The 17,501-nt window shown below is 72.2% G+C and carries 17 protein-coding genes; 14 read left to right on the top strand and 3 right to left on the bottom strand.

Translation table 11 applies throughout. The features are described 5' to 3' along the window. Nucleotides 1-116: 116 nt before the first annotated feature. From AC6JBM_RS23340 to AC6JBM_RS23305, 8 genes are read left to right on the top strand one after another with little or no spacing between them, the layout of a single operon-like run. Entirely contained in the window at nucleotides 117-659 is a 543-nt protein-coding gene (locus AC6JBM_RS23340; RefSeq protein WP_497985694.1) for a chemotaxis protein CheW, read from the top strand. Continuing rightward, nucleotides 656-1,489 (top strand): CheR family methyltransferase, encoded by an 834-nt coding sequence (locus AC6JBM_RS23335; protein WP_497985693.1) that lies wholly within the window; start codon nucleotides 656-658, stop codon nucleotides 1,487-1,489. Before AC6JBM_RS23340 ends, AC6JBM_RS23335 begins: the two co-directional genes overlap by 4 nt. Continuing rightward, entirely contained in the window at nucleotides 1,482-1,952 is a 471-nt protein-coding gene (locus AC6JBM_RS23330; RefSeq protein ID WP_497985692.1) for a chemotaxis protein CheD, read from the top strand. The genes AC6JBM_RS23335 and AC6JBM_RS23330 overlap by 8 nt, the downstream gene beginning before the upstream one ends. Beyond that, nucleotides 1,949-2,977, top strand: a complete 1,029-nt coding sequence (locus AC6JBM_RS23325) for a protein-glutamate methylesterase/protein-glutamine glutaminase (RefSeq protein WP_497985691.1) — start codon at nucleotides 1,949-1,951, stop codon at nucleotides 2,975-2,977. Before AC6JBM_RS23330 ends, AC6JBM_RS23325 begins: the two co-directional genes overlap by 4 nt. Beyond that, complete coding sequence (locus tag AC6JBM_RS23320) at nucleotides 2,970-4,001, top strand: methyl-accepting chemotaxis protein (protein WP_497985690.1); 1,032 nt, start codon at nucleotides 2,970-2,972, stop codon at nucleotides 3,999-4,001. The genes AC6JBM_RS23325 and AC6JBM_RS23320 overlap by 8 nt, the downstream gene beginning before the upstream one ends. Nucleotides 4,002-4,014: 13 nt before the next feature. Further along, complete coding sequence (locus AC6JBM_RS23315; RefSeq protein WP_350610470.1) at nucleotides 4,015-4,383, top strand: response regulator; 369 nt, start codon at nucleotides 4,015-4,017, stop codon at nucleotides 4,381-4,383. Continuing rightward, nucleotides 4,380-4,667: an STAS domain-containing protein gene (locus tag AC6JBM_RS23310; RefSeq protein WP_350610471.1), complete on the top strand. Its 288-nt coding sequence runs from the start codon at nucleotides 4,380-4,382 to the stop codon at nucleotides 4,665-4,667. Before AC6JBM_RS23315 ends, AC6JBM_RS23310 begins: the two co-directional genes overlap by 4 nt. Beyond that, entirely contained in the window at nucleotides 4,664-6,838 is a 2,175-nt protein-coding gene (locus AC6JBM_RS23305; RefSeq protein ID WP_497985689.1) for a chemotaxis protein CheA, read from the top strand. Before AC6JBM_RS23310 ends, AC6JBM_RS23305 begins: the two co-directional genes overlap by 4 nt. On the opposite strand, the gene AC6JBM_RS23300 is transcribed toward AC6JBM_RS23305, so the two are convergent. The 3 genes from AC6JBM_RS23300 to AC6JBM_RS23290 form a co-directional block, all read right to left on the bottom strand. Further along, nucleotides 6,745-8,436, bottom strand: coding sequence for a methyl-accepting chemotaxis protein (locus AC6JBM_RS23300; RefSeq protein ID WP_497985688.1), 1,692 nt, complete (start codon nucleotides 8,434-8,436; stop codon nucleotides 6,745-6,747). The genes AC6JBM_RS23305 and AC6JBM_RS23300 overlap by 94 nt on opposite strands. 132 nt (nucleotides 8,437-8,568) lie before the next feature. Continuing rightward, nucleotides 8,569-9,516: a D-2-hydroxyacid dehydrogenase gene (locus AC6JBM_RS23295; protein WP_497985687.1), complete on the bottom strand. Its 948-nt coding sequence runs from the start codon at nucleotides 9,514-9,516 to the stop codon at nucleotides 8,569-8,571. Next, nucleotides 9,513-12,116, bottom strand: a complete 2,604-nt coding sequence (locus AC6JBM_RS23290; protein ID WP_497985686.1) for a family 78 glycoside hydrolase catalytic domain — start codon at nucleotides 12,114-12,116, stop codon at nucleotides 9,513-9,515. The genes AC6JBM_RS23295 and AC6JBM_RS23290 overlap by 4 nt, the downstream gene beginning before the upstream one ends. Before the next feature lie 87 nt (nucleotides 12,117-12,203). Between AC6JBM_RS23290 and AC6JBM_RS23285 the strand changes: the two genes are divergently transcribed. The 6 genes from AC6JBM_RS23285 (at nucleotide 12,204) to AC6JBM_RS23260 (ending at nucleotide 17,470) form a co-directional block, all read left to right on the top strand. Then, the gene (locus tag AC6JBM_RS23285; protein WP_497985685.1) at nucleotides 12,204-12,620 is read left to right on the top strand and encodes an AraC family ligand binding domain-containing protein; all 417 of its coding nucleotides are present in this window, start codon (nucleotides 12,204-12,206) and stop codon (nucleotides 12,618-12,620) included. Beyond that, on the top strand, nucleotides 12,617-13,465 hold the full coding sequence (locus AC6JBM_RS23280; RefSeq protein ID WP_497985684.1) for an NAD-dependent epimerase/dehydratase family protein: 849 nt from the start codon (nucleotides 12,617-12,619) through the stop codon (nucleotides 13,463-13,465). The genes AC6JBM_RS23285 and AC6JBM_RS23280 overlap by 4 nt, the downstream gene beginning before the upstream one ends. A gap of 23 nt (nucleotides 13,466-13,488) precedes the next feature. After that, a complete protein-coding gene (locus tag AC6JBM_RS23275; protein ID WP_350610478.1) occupies nucleotides 13,489-14,241 on the top strand; it encodes an SDR family NAD(P)-dependent oxidoreductase in 753 nt (250 codons plus the stop codon). 16 nt (nucleotides 14,242-14,257) lie between these two features. Then, nucleotides 14,258-14,665 (top strand): carboxymuconolactone decarboxylase family protein, encoded by a 408-nt coding sequence (locus AC6JBM_RS23270; protein WP_433088691.1) that lies wholly within the window; start codon nucleotides 14,258-14,260, stop codon nucleotides 14,663-14,665. Then, nucleotides 14,662-16,065 carry a hypothetical protein gene (locus tag AC6JBM_RS23265; protein ID WP_497985683.1) on the top strand — a complete coding sequence of 468 codons (1,404 nt, stop codon included), beginning with the start codon at nucleotides 14,662-14,664 and terminating at the stop codon, nucleotides 16,063-16,065. Before AC6JBM_RS23270 ends, AC6JBM_RS23265 begins: the two co-directional genes overlap by 4 nt. Nucleotides 16,066-16,186: 121 nt before the next feature. Continuing rightward, on the top strand, nucleotides 16,187-17,470 hold the full coding sequence (locus AC6JBM_RS23260) for an ABC transporter substrate-binding protein (RefSeq protein WP_497986515.1): 1,284 nt from the start codon (nucleotides 16,187-16,189) through the stop codon (nucleotides 17,468-17,470). The last annotated feature ends 31 nt before the right edge of the window (nucleotides 17,471-17,501 follow it).

Below are 17,501 nucleotides of genomic sequence, written 5' to 3'. Positions count from 1 at the left end.
CGTCCTCGGCCGATGCGCCGCCGCGACGCTTCGCGGTGCCGGAAACGCTACAGACCGGCCCCGGCGCGCCGATCAGCCGGAAGGACGAGATCGTTTCGCACAGGACGGGCAGGCCGGTGAGTGTCACCCATACCGCCGCAGAGGACGCGGAGCACGCCGGCGGTCTCGAGGCCGGGCGATACCTGACGTTCACGCTGCACGGCGAGGCGTACGCGCTGGACATCTTCCACGTCATCGAGATCATCGAGTATCGGACGCTGACCGCGGTGCCGATGGCGCCCGACTTCGTGCGCGGGGTGATCAACCTGCGCGGGCGGGCGGTGCCCGTCGTCGACCTGGGCATCCGGTTCGGCCAGGGTGCCACGGCCGTGGCCCGGCGCACCAGCATCATCATCGTGCGCAGCGGCGACGCCGGCGGCACCGAGGGCCAGGACGTCGGGATCCTCGTCGACATGGTGAACAAGGTCGTCGGGTTCGGCCCCGGCGACGTCGAGCCGCCGCCGACGTTCGGCACCGGCATCCAGCCCGAGTTCATCAGCGGCATGGCCCGCCGCGAGAACGACTTCATCATCGTGCTCGACCTGGAGCGGGTCCTGTCGCCGGCCGAGTTCGCCGCGCTGTCCCGGGCCGGCCGCGAGGCGCCGGACGACGGCCCGTGACCGGGTCGCTGGAGGCGCCACCGGAGATCACCGGCGCCGACTTCGCCGCGATCAGCGCGCTCCTGCAGCAGCGTACCGGCATCCGGCTCCAGCCGGGCAAGGAGACGCTCGTCATGGGGCGGCTCAGCAGGCGGCTGCGGCAGCTGGGGGTCGGCGGCTACGACGAGTACGTCCGGCTGCTGCACGCCCCCGACGGCCGCGAGCTGCGGCAGGCGATCGACCTGCTCACCACCAACGAGACGTCGTTCTTCCGCGAGCCGCAGCACTTCGACTACCTGCGCGACGAGATCGTGCCCGCGCACCGGCCGGGGCGCATGTTCCGGCTGTGGAGCGCGGCCAGCTCCAGCGGCGAGGAGGCGTACACGGCCGCGATGGTCCTGCTGGAGCGGCCCCCGTCCGGCGGCTGGGAGATCCTCGGCACCGACATCTCGACCCGGATCGTGACCGGGGCGCGCCGCGGGCTCTACCCGCTGGAATCGGCCGGGCGGATCCCGCTGGAACTGCTGCGACGGTACTGGCTCAAGGGCCGCGACGAGTACGCCGGGCTGATGGCGGCCGGCTCGACGCTGCGGGAGCGGGTCGCGTTCCGGCACGCCAACCTGCTCGACGACCTGAGCGACCTGGGCCTGTTCGACGTCATCATGCTGCGCAACGTCATGATCTACTTCGACCAGCCGACGAAGGTGGCGCTGGTCGCGCGGCTGCAGAAGATGCTGTACCCCGAAGGTCACCTCGTCGTGAGCCTGTCCGAGACGCTCAACGGCATCCCGTCGCGGCTGCGGATGGTCCGCCCGTCGATCTACCGGCTCCCGGCGGGCACCCGTGACTGACGACGTGTTCCTGTACCCGGGCGGGTTCCACTTCGCGCACGCCGGAACCCGCATCTCGACGCTGCTGGGCTCGTGCGTGGCCGTCTGCCTGTGGCACCCACGGCGGCGCATCGGCGGCATGTGCCACTTCATGCTGCCCAGCCGCCGCCGCGGCCCGGACACGCCGGGCGACGGCCGCTACGCCGACGGGGCGTTCGAGCTGTTCCTGCGCGAGCTGGCGCGGACCGGGACGAGGCCCGCGCAGTACCGGACGAAAATCTTCGGCGGCGGCGCGCAGCTGACCGAGGGCCGGGTCGCCGGCGCCAACGTGGCGGCCGGGCTGACGCTGCTGGACCGGCACGGCTTCGCGGCCCCGACGGGGGACGTCGGCGGCGGCGGGGCGCGGTTCCTGCGCTTCGACCTGGCCACCGGCGACGTATGGGTGCGCCGCAACGAGCGCTTCGAGCTGGACGTGGCGTCGTGAGCATCCGCACGCTCATCGTGGACGACTCGGCCGTCGTGCGCCAGGTGCTGTCGGCCGTGCTCGGCGCGGCGCCGGGCATCGAGGTCATCGGCGCGGCCTCCGACCCGCTGCGCGCCATGACGCTGATGCGGCGCAGCTGGCCGGACGTGATCGTGACGGACATCGAGATGCCGGGCATGGACGGCCTGGCGTTCGTCAAGCAGGTGATGTCGACCCGGCCGACGCCGATCGTGGTGTGCTCCTCGCTCGCCGGCCCCGGCGCCCGGGCCGGGCTGGAGGCGCTCGCCGCGGGCGCGGTCGCCGCCGTCGCCAAGCCGGCGAGCGGTCTGAAGCGGTACCTCGAGGACGACAGCGGCCACATCGTGCCCGCCGTGCGCGCCGCGGCGGCGGGCACGGCGCGGCGCCCGCAGCGTCCGGCGGCCCGCCCGGCGGACCCGGCCCGCGCGCCTCGCCGGGCGGAGCGGCGGATCGTGGCGATCGGCACGTCCACCGGCGGCACCCAGGCGCTCGAACGCGTCCTCACCGCGCTGCCGGCCCGCCCGCCGGCCGTCGTCGTCGTGCAGCACATGCCGGAGAAGTTCACCGCCGCGTTCGCCGAGCGGATGAACGCGCTGTGCGCGGTCGAGGTACGCGAGGCGGCCGACGGCGACCGGGTCCGCGACGGCCTGGTGCTCGTCGCGCCCGGCGGCCGGCACCTGGAGCTGCTGAGCGACCCGCTGGCCGGCTACCGGGTGCGGGTCTTCGACGGCCCGCCGGTCAACCGGCACCGCCCGTCCGTCGACGTGCTGTTCCGCTCGGTGGCCAAGGCGGCGGGCCCGGACGCGCTGGGCGTGATCATGACCGGTATGGGCGACGACGGCGCCCGCGGCCTGCTGGAGATGCGCCGCGCCGGCGCCGCGACCGTCGCCCAGGACGAGGCGACCTGTGTCGTGCACGGCATGCCGAAGGAGGCCGTGGCGATCGGCGCCGTCGAGCGCGAGGTGCCGCTTCCCGCGATTGCAGAGGTGATCCGTAACCATGGCTGAGGTCTTGTACGTCATCGTGGCCCTGCTGGTGGGCCTCGGGATCGGCTTCGCGGCCGGCCGTCGCCGCCCGGCACCGCCGCCGGCGCCCGGCACGGCTCCGGACGCGTTCCGCCGCGGCGTCGGCGAGTTCGCCGAGGCGGTGGCGCCGGTCTGGTCGGCCCAGATCGAGTCGTCGCGGGCGCAGATGGAGTCCGGGATCGGCGCCGTCACCCAGCAGTTCAGCCAGATCGTCGACAACGTCGACGCGGTCCTGGCCTCCTCGGCCGACGCGCTCGGCCCGCACGGCGGCGGCGCGGGGTCCTTCGACCGCGGCCGGGAGCGCCTCGGCAACGTCGTGCACACCCTCGACAACGCGATGCGGGCCAAGCGCCAGGCCGTGCACGATCTGGCCGGGCTCGCCGGGTTCAACGACGAGCTCAAGCAGATGACCGCCGACGTGGCCCAGATCGCCGCCCAGACGAACCTGCTGGCCCTCAACGCCTCGATCGAGGCGGCCCGGGTCGGCGCGGCCGGCGCCGGCTTCGGCGTCGTGGCGCTGGAGGTCCGGCGGCTGGCCGATCGGTCGCTGCAGACGTCGGAGCAAATGGCCGAGAAGGTCGGCGGCATCGGCTCGGCCATCGCGGGGGTCCTGGCCGGTGCGGAGGGCGACGCGGAGCGGGAGAGCGTCGCGGTGGCCCGGGCCAACGACGACGTCCAGGAGGTCATCGACGACCTGCAGGAGGTCGTCAACCGGTCGCGGGAGTCCTCGCAGCGGCTGGAGCGGGCGGCGGTCGAGATCCGCTCGTCGATCTCCGACGCGATCGTGAACCTGCAGTTCCAGGACCGGGTCGGTCAGGTGCTGCAGCACCTGGAGGACAACATCAAGCGTCTGCCCCACCACGTTGCCGAGGCCCCGGACGCCGGGCCGCAGGCGCACACACTCCTGTCCGAGCTCGAGCGCACGTACACCATGCAGGGGGAGCTGCAGGCGCACCGATCCGGTGCGGCGACGGAGGCACCCACCTCGGAGATCACGTTCTTCTAGGAAGGCGGCACACATGTCCAAGACCGTTCTGATCGTCGACGACTCGGCCTCGGTGCGACAGGTCGTCACGATCGCGCTGAAGGGCGCCGGCTACGAGGTCATCGATGCCGTCGACGGCCAGGACGCGCTGCGCAAGCTCGTCGGCAAGCGGGTCCACCTGATCATCTCGGACGTCAACATGCCCAACATGGACGGCATCACCCTCGTCAGCGAGGTACGCAAGCAGCCCGACCACCGGTTCACGCCGATCATCATGCTGACCACCGAGTCGCAGGAGGAGAAGAAGCGGCAGGCGCAGGCGGCCGGGGCGAAGGCGTGGGTCACCAAGCCGTTCCAGCCGGCGCAGATGCTCGCCGCCGTGTCGAAGCTGATTGCTCCGTGACCGGCCCGGTGCCGGCCCGGCTGGAGATCGAGGGCGAGCTGACCATCATCTCGGCGGCCGAGCACCACGAGCGGCTGCTGCGCTTCCTCACCGGCGGCCCGGACCTGGAGATCGGGCTGTCGGGCGTGATCGAGCTGGACACCGCCGGGCTGCAGGTGCTGCTGATGGCCCGGCACGAGGCGCGGCGGCGGGACCTGCGGCTGCGGCTGACCGAGCACAGCCCGGCCGTACGCGATGTGCTGGCCCTGGCGTGGCTGACCCCGGACCTGGAGGCGGCGGCATGAACGACGACGATTTCCGCGACGCCCTGGACACGTTCCTCACCGAGGCCCGCGAGCTGGTGCAGGACTTCGAGGAGGGGCTGCTGGAGCTCGAGTCCGCGCCCGACGGGCCGGAGGCGGTCCGGGCACTGTTCCGCGCGATGCACACGCTGAAGGGCTCCGCGGGGCTGTTCGGGCTGAACCACCTGGTGTCCTTCACGCACGTGCTCGAGTCGGTCCTCGACGAGCTGCGCGAGGGCCGGCTGCAGGTCAGCGCCGGGCTGGTGAGCGCGCTGCTGCCCTGCGCGGACCACATCACCGCCCTGGTCGACGGGGTCGCCGAAGGCCGGCAGGAGCCGACCGCGGCCGAGCAGGAGGTGAGCGCGCGGCTGCTCGCCGGGCTGGCGCCGTTCCAGGCCGGCGCCGTGTCGCCGCCGCATCCGGCCCCGGCCCCGCCGTCCGGGCCGCGCACCTGGCTGCTGAGCATCCAGTTCGGGCCGGACTGCCTGCGCAACGGGATGGACCCGCTGTCGTTCGTGCGGTACCTCGCCAGGATGGGCACCGTCACCCGCCTGGTGACCCGCACCGACGCCCTGCCACGGGCCGACGAGGCCGACCCCGAGGTGTGCTACCTCGGCTTCGACCTGGAGTTCACGAGCGACGCGTCGAAGGCCGACATCGAGAGCGTCTTCGAGTTCGTCCGCGACGACAGCACGATCCGCATCCTGCCCTCCGACGAGGCCGCCGAGGTCATCGCGGCGCTGGAGGAGGAGGACCGGCTCGGCGACCTGCTGCGCCGCGGCGGCGTCGTCACCGACCGGGAGCTGGCCGCGGCGCTGGCCAAGCAGCACGCGGGGGAGTCGGCGGGCCGCCCGCTCGGCGAGATCCTGGTCGAGGAGCAGATCGTCCAGCGGCCGGTCGTCGAGGCGGCGCTGAGCAAGCAGCGCAAGACCGCCGAGGGCCGGGTGCAGGACACCCAGACGATCCGGGTGTTCGCCTCCCGGCTGGACAAGCTCATCGACCTCGTCGGGGAGCTGGTGATCGCGCAGTCCGGGGTCGCGCTGGTCGATGGGCACTCCGAGGAGCAGGCGCACGTACTGCGGCTGGTCGAGGAGGTCCGCCACACCGCCCTGTCGCTGCGGATGGTGCCGATCGGCACCACGCTGCGCCGCTTCGAGCGGGTGGTCCGCGACGTGTGCGTCGAGCTCGGCAAGGACGTCGACCTGGTCATCACCGGCGGTGACGCGGAGATGGACAAGGCGCTCGTGGAGCGCATCGGCGACCCGCTGACGCACCTGGTGCGCAACGCCCTCGACCACGGCATCGAGACCCGCGCGGAGCGCGAGCGGCTCGGCAAGCCGCCCCGGGGCCGGCTGGCGCTCAACGCGTTGCACGACGCCGGCAGCATCGTCATCGAGATCTCCGACGACGGCCGCGGGCTGGACCGGGAGCGCATCCTCGCCAAGGCCGTGGAGCGGGGCCTGGTCGCGCGCGGCGACACGCTGAGCGACCAGGAGGTCTACGCCCTCATCTTCGAGCCGGGCTTCTCCACCGCCGAGACCGTGTCCAACCTCTCCGGCCGCGGCGTCGGCATGGACGTCGTCCGCGGCGCCGTCACCGCGCTGCGCGGCAGCATCGACGTGCAGACCACCCCCGGCGCCGGCACGGTGATGCAGATCCGGCTGCCGCTGACCCTCGCGATCATCGACGGGTTCCTGGTCTGCGCCGGCGACACGCACTTCATCGTCCCGCTGGACCGGGTCGTCGAGTGCGTGGAACTGCCGGCCGGGGCCCGCGGCCGGCAGTTCATGGACCTGCGCGAGCAGGCGCTGCCGTTCGTGCGGCTGCGCGAGGTGTTCGGCCTCGGCGGGCAGCCGCCGCGCCGGCAGAGCGTCGTCGTCATCGAGCACGCCGGGCAGCGCGCCGGGCTCGTCGTCGACCAGCTCCTCGGCCAGTCGCAGACGGTCATCAAGCCGCTCGGCAAACTCTTCCAGGATGTGCGGTGCGTCGGCGGGTCGACGATCCTCGGCAACGGCAGCATCGCGTTGATCCTCGACATCGACGCGCTGGTCTCGCAGTACATCGCGCGCGACCGGCGCGCTCAGAACCGGTCGAACTTGCTCTCGTCGATGGTGGACACGTCCTCGGCCGAGCGGCTCGCCCCGGCCGGGACCAGCGCGGGCGCCGGGCGCTGAGCCCGGCCGTTGCCGCCGCCGGTGTAGTGCGCGCCGCGCTCGTAGGAGGCGGGCAGCGCCGGGGCCCGCCCCGCCCGGCCCGGGTCGGTGACGAAGAACGTCATCATGTCCTGCAGCTGGTGAGTCTGTGCCGCCATCTGCTCGGCGGTGGCGGCCAGCTCCTCGCTGGACGACGCGGTCTGCTCGGTGACCTTGCCGATCTGGGTCATCGCGATGTTGATCTGGCGCACGCCGGTGGCCTGCTCGCTGCTGGCCGCCGCGATCTCCTGCACCAGGTCGGACGTCCGGGTGATGCTCGGGATGATCTCGCTGAGCAGGCTGCCGGCCCGCTCGGCGGTCTGCACGCTGCCGGCCGCGAGCTGGCTGATCTCCTGCGCGGCGATCTGGCTGCGCTCGGCGAGCTTGCCGACCTCGGTGGCCACCACCGCGAAGCCCTTGCCGTGCTCGCCGGCCCGCGCCGCCTCGATCGTGGCGTTGAGCGCCAGCATGTTGGTCTGGAACGCGATGTCGTCGATGATGCTGATCTTGCTGGTGATCTGCTTCATCGCGTCGACGGTGCGCTGCACCGCGTCGCCGCCCTGGTCGGCCTCGGTCGCGGCCTGGGTGGCGATGCCCTCGGTGGTGGTGGCGTTCTCGCTGTTCTGGCTGATGCTGGCGGTCATCTGCTCCATGCTCGCGGTGGTCTCCTCGACGCTGGCCGCCTGCTCGGTCGCGGCCTGCGACAGGCTCTGCGACGCGCCGCTGATCTGGTTGGAGGCGTTGGCGAGCTGGTGCGTGGAGTCGATGACCGTGCGGACCGTCTCGGAGAGCCGGTCCAGGGCGCTGTTGAGCGCGGTACCCATCCGGCCGACCTCGTCCTGGCTGTTGACCGCCAGACGCTGGTCGAGCCGGCCCTGCGCGAGCCCGGTGAGCACGGCGACGGTCTCGCGCAGCGGGCGGGACACGGCCCGGACCACCATCGTCACCATGCCGAACGTGACGACGATGGCGACCAGGGTCAGCGCGAGCAGCAGCAGCCGGGCGGTGCCGTAGTCGCGCTTGGACTCGTCCAGCGCGGCCTGCGCCACGGCGTTCTGCCGCTCGACCAGGCTGCCGATCGCCGTGGACAGGCGCTGCGCGATCGGGTCGACCTCCTCGCGGCTGATCCGGTTGTACTCCGCGTAGTTGCTCGCCCGCGCCGCCGGGATCGACTTGCCGTTGAGCACCTTCTGGTACTCCGACCAGGCGGCCTCGAACGCGGCGCGGTCCGCCTTGGCGGCCGCGTCGGTGTCCTTGGCCGCGTACGCCTGCCAGCTCTGGTTGAGCCCGGCGACCGCGTCGGTGACCTTCTGCTCGGCGGCCGCGCCCTCGGCGTCGCCCTGGGCCAGGGCCAGGCCGCGGACCTGGAAGCGGACCTGCAGATAGTCCGCCGCGACGTCGTCGAGGATCTGCACGGACTGCAGGTTGCGGTGGTACAGCGCGTTGAGGCGGTCCTGGCTGCCACCGAGGTAGAACAGCCCGATCAGGCCGACAGCGGCCAGCAACGCACACACCACGATCGCGACGATGCGGAGTTTCCACGCGACGGACACGTTGCGGAATGCGGACCCGATACTCACAGCTGCTGCTCCCCCCGGACGGCGCACTTCAACCGCACCAATCGGACCGGGGCCGCCTCACCTGAGCGTTCTGCCGCCGAGTGATCGGCGGGTTCACCGGCGCGTTCAGACGCGCGCCCGCGGCGAACCGGTTCAATAGCCCGCTTCGCGGTCCACCACCGCGGCCAGCGGCGCGCCCGCGGCGAAGCGGCGCAGGTTCTCGGCGGCCGTGTCGAACGACCGTCGCCGGGACTGCCGGGTCGTCGAGCCGTTGTGCGGCGTCACGATGACGTTCGGCAGATCCCACAACGGGCTGCCGGCCGGGAGCGGCTCGACGTGGTGGGCGTCGAGACCGGCGCCGGCGATCCACCCCTCGAGCAGCGCCCGCTCGAGGGCCGACTCGTCGGCGACCTCGCCGCGGGATACGTTCACGTAGTAGGCGGTCGGCTTCATCGCCCGGAACTCGGCCTCGCCCAGCATGCCCCGGGTCTGCGGCGTGAGCGGCGCGGTGACGACGACGGCGTCGCACTCGGCGAGCATCTCCGCGATCCGCTCCGGCGGGTAGAGCGCGTCGACCTCGGGCGTCTCGACGGGCGTGCGGCGGGTCGCAAGGATTCGCAGGCCCAGGCCCCGGGCGATCCCGGCGAGGTGCCGGCCCGCGTGGCCGAGCCCGACCAGGCCGAGGGTCCGGCCGGCCAGCTCGCCGTGCATCGCCGGGTCCCAGCGGTGCTCCCGCTGCGCCCGCGCCCAGTGCCAGCCGCCCCGGTCGAGCAGCAGGAGCAGCAGGACCGCGTGCTCGGCCAGCCCGATCGCGCCGTTGCCGACCGACGCGGTCAACGTGACGTCGGGGCGGGCGGCCAGGCCGGGGGTGAAGGCGTGGTCGGCCCCGGCCGTCCACAGGTGGACCCAGCGCAGCGCCGGCGCGGCGGCCAGCTCGGCGTCGTAGATCCGGCCGATGACCGCGCCGACGTCGCCGAAGCCGACGGGCTCGCCGTCGGCCGGGAAGCGCAGCTCGAGCCCCGGGCCGGCGGCGTCGCGCAGCTCCTGCCGCTCCCGCTCGTCCAGGCCGAGGCCCCGCACGACGACCGGGGTGCGCATCATCGGGCCGCTCCGGCCGGGTGCGGCGCCGTCGCCCGGTGCCGGCCGGGGCCGAGGCGTTGCGGCGGTACCCCGTCCAGGTCGAGGACCGCCGTGGTGCCGGTCGGCACCGTCGTGTCGACCTCGATGCCCTCGGCCGTCAGGCGCCATGCGATGGCCGCCTCGCCATATGGCGTGATGTGGCGCGCGGACGCCGACGTCAGCCCGCCGCCCGGGCGGGGCCGGAACAGGATCTCGCGGTAGCCCGGCGCGGCCGGGGCGAGGCCGGCGACGACCCGGTGCATCCAGTCCGCCACGGCCCCGAGGGCGTAGTGGTTGAACGACGTCATCTGGCCGGGGTTGACCGTGCCGTCGGGGAGCAGGGCGTCCCAGCGCTCCCACACCGTGGTCGCGCCCTGGGTGACGGCGTAGAGCCAGGACGGGCACTCCCGCTCGAGCAGCAGGTCGTAGGCCGTGTCCAGATGCCCGTTGGCCGACAGCGCGTCGCTGACGAGCGGCGTGCCGACGAACCCGGTCGCGATGCGGTTGCCGGCCTGGGCGACGAGCTGCGCCAGCCGGGCGGCCGCCGCCGCGCGCTCGGCCGCATCCGGGATGAGGTCGAACGCCAGCGCGAGCGAGTAGGCGGTCTGGGCGTCGCTGGTCATCCGCCCGTCCGGCCGGACGTACTGGGCGGCGAAGGCCTTGCGGACCGCCTCGAACAGGTCCGCGTAGTGCGCCCGGTCGTCGGCCCGGCCGAGCAGCTCGGCCATCCGGGCGGCGGCGCGGGCGGAGGCGGCGAAGTATGCGGTGGCCACGAGGTAGCGGTCGGTCGTCGCGTCGGCCGGGTCCTCGGGCGGCGCGGCCGGATCGAGCCAATCGCCGAGCTGGAACCCCTCGTTCCACAGGTGGTCCGGGCCGGCGAGGCGGTCGATGAGGTCGACCCAGCGCCGGGCGCTGTCGAACTGCCGCTCGACGAAGGCCAGGTCCCCGGAGCGGTCGAACATCGTCAGCGGCGTGAGTGTCGCGACGTCGCCCCAGGCCGCGCCGGGCCGGATCGGCGTCCACATGTACTTCGACGGGATCACCGGCACGTACCACGGGATCGTGCCGTCGGGCAGCTGCTCGCGGGCCACGTCCTGCAGCCAGCCGCCCAGCATCCCGGACACGTCGTAGAGGAACGCCGCCGTCGGCGCGAAGACCTGCAGGTCGCCGGTCCAGCCGACGCGCTCGTCGCGCTGCGGGCAGTCGGTGGGAATGTCGAGAAAGTTCCCCCGCATGCCCCAGACGACGTTGCTGTGCAGTTGCTCCAGCATCGGATCGGAGCAGGCGAACCAGCCGGTGCGCTCCAGATCGGTGTGGTAGACCCGGGCCACGATGTCGCCCGCGTCGACGGCGGCGTCCAGGTCGCCCGGCCAGCCGGACACCTCGGCGTAGCGGAAGCCGTGGAACGTGAACCGCGGCTCCCACTCCTCGGCCCCGCGCCCGGCCAGCGTGTAGTGGTCCGTGGACCGGGCCGAGCGCAGCGGGCGGGTGTACAGCTCCCCCTCCTGCAGCACCTCGGCGGTCCGGATGCGTACCGTCGTGCCCGCCGGGCCCTGCACCCGGATCCGGGGCCGGCCGACGAGGTTCTGCCCGAAGTCGAGGATGCGCGCGCCGCTCGGGGCGGTGAGCACGGCGACCGGCGCGACCTCCTCCGTGCACCGCACCGGTGGGCCGCTGGGCGCCCGCAGTACAGCCGGATCCTGCTGGTGCACCGCGACCGGGGTCCACGTTGCGTCGTCGAAGCCGGCCGACGACCATCCGGGCTGCTCCTCCCGGGCGTCGTAGTCCTCGCCGTCGTAGTTCCCGGTCCGGATGATCGGGCTCGGCGCGGCCCGCCAGGACGCGTCCGTGGCCACCGTCTCGGTCCGGCCGTCGTCGTAGCGCAGTTCGAGCTGGGCGAGCAGGGACAGGTCCGAGCCGAAGAGGTTGCGGAACCCGCCGCGCCAGCCCAGGCGGCCGCGGTACCAGCCGTCGCCGAGCCACGACCCGATGGCGTTGCCGCCCGTCCGCAGCAGCGGCGTCACGTCGTACGTGTAGTAGCGCAGGTGCTTGCCGTAGACGGTCCAGCCGGGCGACATGGCGTCGTCGCCCACGCGCCGGCCGTTGAGCTCGACCTCGTACAGGCCGTGCGCCGTCACGTAGAGGCGCGCCGAACGCAGCCCGGCACCCACTTCGAACTCGCGTCGGACCAGGGAGGGGCGCCGGTCGTCGGAGTCCGGGTCCTCGTCCCACGCCGCACCCACCGGCGCGGCCACCCAGTCGCCCGGCTCGAGCAGGCCGGCCTCGAGTTCGGTCGGCGCCGACCACGGGCCGTAGACACCGTCGGCGCCCGCGACCCGGACGCGCACGGTGGCCCGCTCCCGGGACGCGAGCGGGGCGGACGGCCACGGGACGAGGATCTGTTGGGACGTTTCAACGCGAACCTCATCGACGGTACCGCCCCGCGTGACCTCGAGTTGGTATGCGTGCTGACGCCAATGCGGTTCCGCCGTAGTCGTCCACGAGACGCGCGGAGCGGGCTCGCCGATGCCTCGGGGCTCGCGGTGATGTTCAATCCGCGGCGCGGAAGGCGTGCCCGGCATGCGTTGCCCTTTCATCGAAACGGCTGGGGGACCGAACTGTAACAACAGTTCTTGACACGTTTCAACCGGCGAAACAAGATGGACCCCGTGCCGATCTACACCCCCTCGGACTGGCTCAACGACGCCACCCGTCCGTCCGCCGCCTCGTTCGGCTCCGCCGGGCGGTTCGCCGTGCCGCTGCACGGTGGCCGGTTCGACCGCCACTTCCACGACACCTCGGAGCTGTGGTTCGTGGCCGAGGGGCGGGCGAAGATCCTCGTCGACGGGGCCGAGCGGTACGTCCAGTCCGGCGACATCGTGCTCACGCTGCCGGCCGACGAACACGACTTCATCGAGGTCTACGAGACCGTCCGCGGCTTCTTCGTGGAGAGCCAGGGCGGCCGCGGCGGGCACCGGCACACCGACCCGGGGCTGGCCGCCGGTCACGACGTGCCCGCCCGGCCACTACCCGGTGATTTCCCAGCTCGTTACGGGGACGAGGCCTCACGGGAGGGGACGGCATGAGGATCGCGGTCACGGGTAGCTCCGGCAAGCTCGGGCGGGCCACCACCGCCCGGCTGCGCGACGAGGGGCACGAGGTGCTCGGCTTCGACCGCGGCGGCGAGGCCGGTTTCGGCTTCACCCGCGTCGACCTGACCGACTACGGCCAGGTGCTCGACTCACTGCTCGGCGTCACGGCCCGGCACACCGGGCTGGACGCGCTGGTCCACCTGGCGGCCATCCCGGTCAACGGCCTGGTGCCGGACGCCACGACGTTCCACAACAACATGGTCGCGTCGTTCAACGTGCACTTCGCGGCGCTGCGCGCGGGCCTGCGCCGGATCGTGTTCGCCTCGAGCATCACCGCGATGGGCTTCCCGTTCGACCAGGCACCGCCCGCGCTGCCGGTGACCGAGGAGCACCGGGCCGCCCGGAACACCTACGGGCTGGGCAAGGTCCTCGAGGAGACGATGGCCGAGCAGCTCGCCACATGGCAGCCGGAGCTGTGCATGACGGCGCTGCGGTTCACCAACGTCGTCGGCCCCGGGGAGTACGGCGGGTTCGCCCGGGCGTCCGACCCGGGCTACCGCCGGGACCTGCTCGGGTCCTACGTCGACGCCCGCGACGGCGCGCTGGCCGTGTCGCTGGCCCTGGCCCGGGACGAGCCGGGCCTCGCGGTCTACAACGTCGCGGCGCCCGACACCGGCCTCGACATCCCGTCGGCGGAACTGGCCGCGCGGTGGTTCCCGGGCGTCCCGGTCGCCGCCGACCTGGGCGAGTTCGAGTCGCTGATGTCGACCCGGAAGGCGCGCGACGAACTGGGCTTCACCGCTGTGCACCGCTGGCGGGACGAGTACCGCCCGGCGTGAGCCGGCCGGCCGAAGGAGACGAATTGGGACAGCTAGAGGGCCGGCGCGCGATGGTCACGGGGGCCGCGGGCGCGCTGGGCGCGGTCATCTGCGAGGTCTTCGCGCGCGAGGGCGCGGACGTCGGCGGGCTCGACCTCAACGCGAGCGGCCTGGCCGCGACCGGCGAGCGGGTCCGGGCCGCGGGTCGCGAGTGGGCCGGCGCGGCCGTGGACCTCACCGATTTCACCGGGGTCCAGGAGGCGACCGCCGGGCTCGTCAGCCGCCTCGGCGGCGTCGACATCCTGGTCAACTGCGCCGGTGGCGGGGCGGTGAGCTTCTTGCACGAGATGAGCCCCGAGACCTGGCGCACGCAGATGGCACGCAACCTCGACCAGGTCTTCAACGTCACCCGGGCGGTGCTGCCGACCATGCTCGCCGCGCGGTCGGGGCGCATCGTCAACATCGCCTCGATCGCCGCGGTGTCGGGCGGCCGGCTGGTGCGCGGGGCGACCGCGTACGCGGCCGCGAAGGCCGGCGTCGTCGGGCTCACCAAGGCGCTCGCCATCGAGGTCGCCGAGCAGGGCGTCACGGTCAACGCGATCGCGCCGGGCGCCCAGGCGACGCCGGGCCGGGACCGGGACACGCCGGAGCGGCGCGAGGCCCTGCTCGACCAGATCCCCACCCGGCTGCTCGGCGAGCCCGAGCACCTGGCCGCGGCGATCGTGTTCCTGGCCGGCCCGGCCGGGGTCAACGTCACCGGCGTCGTGCTGCCGCTCGACGGCGGCCACTCCATCTGACGACCGGGAGGTCAGCTTGAAACGGTTCGAAAAGGGCGCGCACTGGTTCGAAGAGGTCTACGGCGCCGGCAAGGCCGACGGCCTGGTCGAGATGCAGACCGGGCTCGCCCAGGACCTGGCGCGCTTCGGCGTCGAGTTCAACTTCGGCGACATCTACTCGCGCCCGGGTCTGACGCTCGCCCAGCGGGAGCTGCTGTCGCTCGCCTCGCTGGTGACGATCGGCGGCCTCGAACCGCAGTTGCGCGGGCACACGCGGGGCGCGATCCGGGTCGGCTGCACGCCGACCGAGATCCTCGAGACGGTCATCCACGTGGTGCAGTACTGCGGCTTCCCGAAGGCGCTCAACGCCATCCGGGTGGTCACCGACCAGCTGATCGAGCTGGGCGTGGAGATTCCCCCGGCGCTGGGGGAGGGTGGGCAGTGAGCGTGCCGCCACTGGTAGGGATTCAAGTCGGCGCCATCTCGTTCGCCGACGAGGGCGTCGAGACGGTCCTCGACACCGTCGTGGAGAAGGCGGCGGTCAACGCCGTGTTCGTCGCGACCCAGGCGTTCGACCGCGGGCTGGCCGGACGCCAGACGTGGTACCGGCCGTGGCCGGGGCACGGCCCGGAGGAGAAGGACGACGTCCACGTCGGCGGGTCGTTCGTCGAGCAGCACGCCGAGTTCTACGGCGGCACCCTCCTCGGCCCGCACCGGGCCCAGGACGCCGAGGTCGTCGGGTTCGACGCGCTCGGCGACGTGATCCCGGCGGCGCGGGAACGTGGCATCGCCGTCTACTCCTTCGTCCTGGAGAACACCCACTCCGGCCTGACCAGGCACGTGCCCAACTGGCCGAAGGTGCTCCAGGTCGATGCCTGGGGCCGCGCCGACGCGTACGCGTGCCTGCGCAACCCGGACTACCAGAACTGGTGGCTCTCGCTGGTCGAGGACCAGGTTAAGAGCTATCAGCTGGATGGCATCATGTGGGGGTCGGAGCGCAACGGCCCCCTGGACAACGCGCTCGGCGACGGCGGGTTCGCCCGCAACGGCAACCCGTACTGTTTCTGCCGTTGGTGCACCGAGGCCGGCGAGCGCGAGGGCATCGACGTGCGGCGGGCCCGCCAGGGGTACCTGGAGCTCGACCGCCTGCTCAACGACGAGGCCCCGGACGTGCCGGTCGGCGACTCGTCCTTCATCCGCTTCCTGCGGCTGCTGGGCACCTGCCCGGAGATCGTCGCCTGGGACGCGCTCTGGCACCGCGGGTACGAGGAGTTCCAGGCCCGGCTCTACGGGGCTGTCAAGTTCCTCAACCCCGAGGTCCGGGTCGGCTGGCACATCTGGCACCACAACTCGTTCTCACCCTGGTACCGGTCGCAGCTGGACTTCGCGAAGATGTCGTCCTATTCGGACTTCGTCAAGCCGGTGCTGTACAACAATTGCGCCGGCTACCGGCTGCACCATTACATCCGGACCGTCGCGGGCCGTCTCTTCCGCGGCGTGCCGGAGCAGACCGTGTACGACCTGTTCCGGACCTCGCTCGGCTACGACGAGGCCATCGCGTTCGAGGACCTGCCGAGCGTCGGGCTCTCGCCGGACTACGTCCTGCGGGAGACCCGGCGCACGGTCGCGGCCACCGCCGCCCGGGTGGCGGTGTACCCAGGGCTCGACATCAACATCCCCACCCCGGATCACGTCCGGCAGACGACGCCGGACGAGGTCCGCAAGTCGGTCCGGGCCGCGCTGGACGGCGGTGCCGACGGCGTTCTGTTGTCCCGGAAGTACTCAGAGATGACCTTCGCCAATCTCGAGGCGGCGGGCGAGGAATTGCGCTCGCGCAACGCCTGATTGCGAATCGGCCGAGGTTGTTGACCGGACCGAAACTTGCTTGTAACGTTTCATCACCCCACGCGCCCCCCGAGTTGCTCCGCTGGGCGCGGATCTTGAAGGAGCCCTGAACGTGAATCTGATGATGCGCACCATGCCCCGCCGGGCGAGCGTTCCCATCGCGTTCGCCGCCGTGACGAGCCTGCTCCTGGCCGGCTGCTCGGGGGGGAAGGACGACGCCCCCGCGGGCGGCGCCAAAGAGTTCTCCGTGCTGGTCACGACCGAGAACACCCAGACCGGCAAGATGTTCGACGACCTGAAGGCCAACCAGTGCTCCGACGCGCAGAAGCAGCTGCCGTACACGCTGTCGCAGACTCCCAGCTCGGAGATGCAGTCGAAGGTGCAGCTGCTCGGCGGCCAGAACGCGCTGCCGGTGATGTACGCCGGAACCCAGTCGCTGATCGCCCCCAAGGGTGACCTGCAGGTGTCCGGCCAGGTTCTGGACCTGAAGGAAACGTTTCAAAAGCTCGGGGTGCTGGACCAGGTGACCCCGGCCGCGCAGTCGGTGATCGAGCAGCTCTACGCCGGCAGCTTCCCGACGGTGCCGCTGCAGTTCAACATCGAGGGCATCTTCTACAACAAGAAGATCTTCGCCGACCACAACATCGCGATCCCGACCACGCTCGACGAGCTCACCGCCGCCGCCGCGAAGCTGAAGTCCGAGGGCGTCACCCCGTTCGTCGCCTCCGGCAAGACCGGCTGGACGATCAGCCGGTGGCTGGGCGCGATCCTCTACAGCCAGCTCGGGCCGGACGCGCTGCAGAAGGTCAAGGACAAGAAGGCCAAGCTCACCGACCCGCAGTACGTCGCCGCCGCCCAGAAGCTGCAGGAGCTGGGCAAGTACTTCATCGACGGCATCACGAACCTGGACTACGACACCATGAACGCGCAGATGCTCAACGGCAACGCGGCCATGATGTACATGGGCACCTGGTTCCTCGCCGCGGTCAACGACCCCAAGCAGAACAAGGTCGGCGACAACATCGGCTTCTTCGGCGTCCCCGGCATCAAGGGCTACCCGGCGAACGTCGGCTCCCCGAACGCCGTCAACGCCAAGCTGTACAACGACGGCGTCGGCTCGTGGCTGACCTGCATCGCCAAGAACTGGGGCTCGGAGTCGCTCAAGAAGCAGGGCACGTTCTCCGGCTTCAAGGTGAACACCCCGGTCGACAGCCTGCCGGCGCTCACGGCCGACATCCAGAAGAAGATCGACAACGCGCCGGCCAGCGTGCTGTGGTTCGAGGGCCTCTTCACCCCGAAGGCCAACAACGACTCCAGCGCGAACGCGGCGCCGCTGCTCACCGGCGCGATGTCCGCCAAGGACTTCATGACCCTCATCCAGTCGGACCTCGACGCCGAGTCGTAATCCGCCCGGTCCATGCCCCGGGGTGGCGGCG

Source organism: Dactylosporangium thailandense, from assembly GCF_059739745.1.
The sequence above is the reverse complement of the archived record's forward strand: the minus strand, read 5'-3'. Positions and strand labels throughout refer to the sequence as shown.

Excerpts from the sequence above, each read along its gene's own strand:
- AC6JBM_RS23315 (WP_350610470.1), top strand. The coding sequence starts at position 4,015 with ATGTCCAAGACCGTTCTGATCGTCGACGACTCGGCCTCGGTGCGACAG.
- AC6JBM_RS23260 (WP_497986515.1), top strand. The coding sequence starts at position 16,187 with ATGATGCGCACCATGCCCCGCCGGGCGAGCGTTCCCATCGCGTTCGCC.
- AC6JBM_RS23295 (WP_497985687.1), bottom strand. The coding sequence starts at position 9,516 with ATGATGCGCACCCCGGTCGTCGTGCGGGGCCTCGGCCTGGACGAGCGG.
- AC6JBM_RS23305 (WP_497985689.1), top strand. The coding sequence starts at position 4,664 with ATGAACGACGACGATTTCCGCGACGCCCTGGACACGTTCCTCACCGAG.
- AC6JBM_RS23280 (WP_497985684.1), top strand. The coding sequence starts at position 12,617 with ATGAGGATCGCGGTCACGGGTAGCTCCGGCAAGCTCGGGCGGGCCACC.
- AC6JBM_RS23290 (WP_497985686.1), bottom strand. The coding sequence starts at position 12,116 with ATGCCGGGCACGCCTTCCGCGCCGCGGATTGAACATCACCGCGAGCCC.
- AC6JBM_RS23320 (WP_497985690.1), top strand. The coding sequence starts at position 2,970 with ATGGCTGAGGTCTTGTACGTCATCGTGGCCCTGCTGGTGGGCCTCGGG.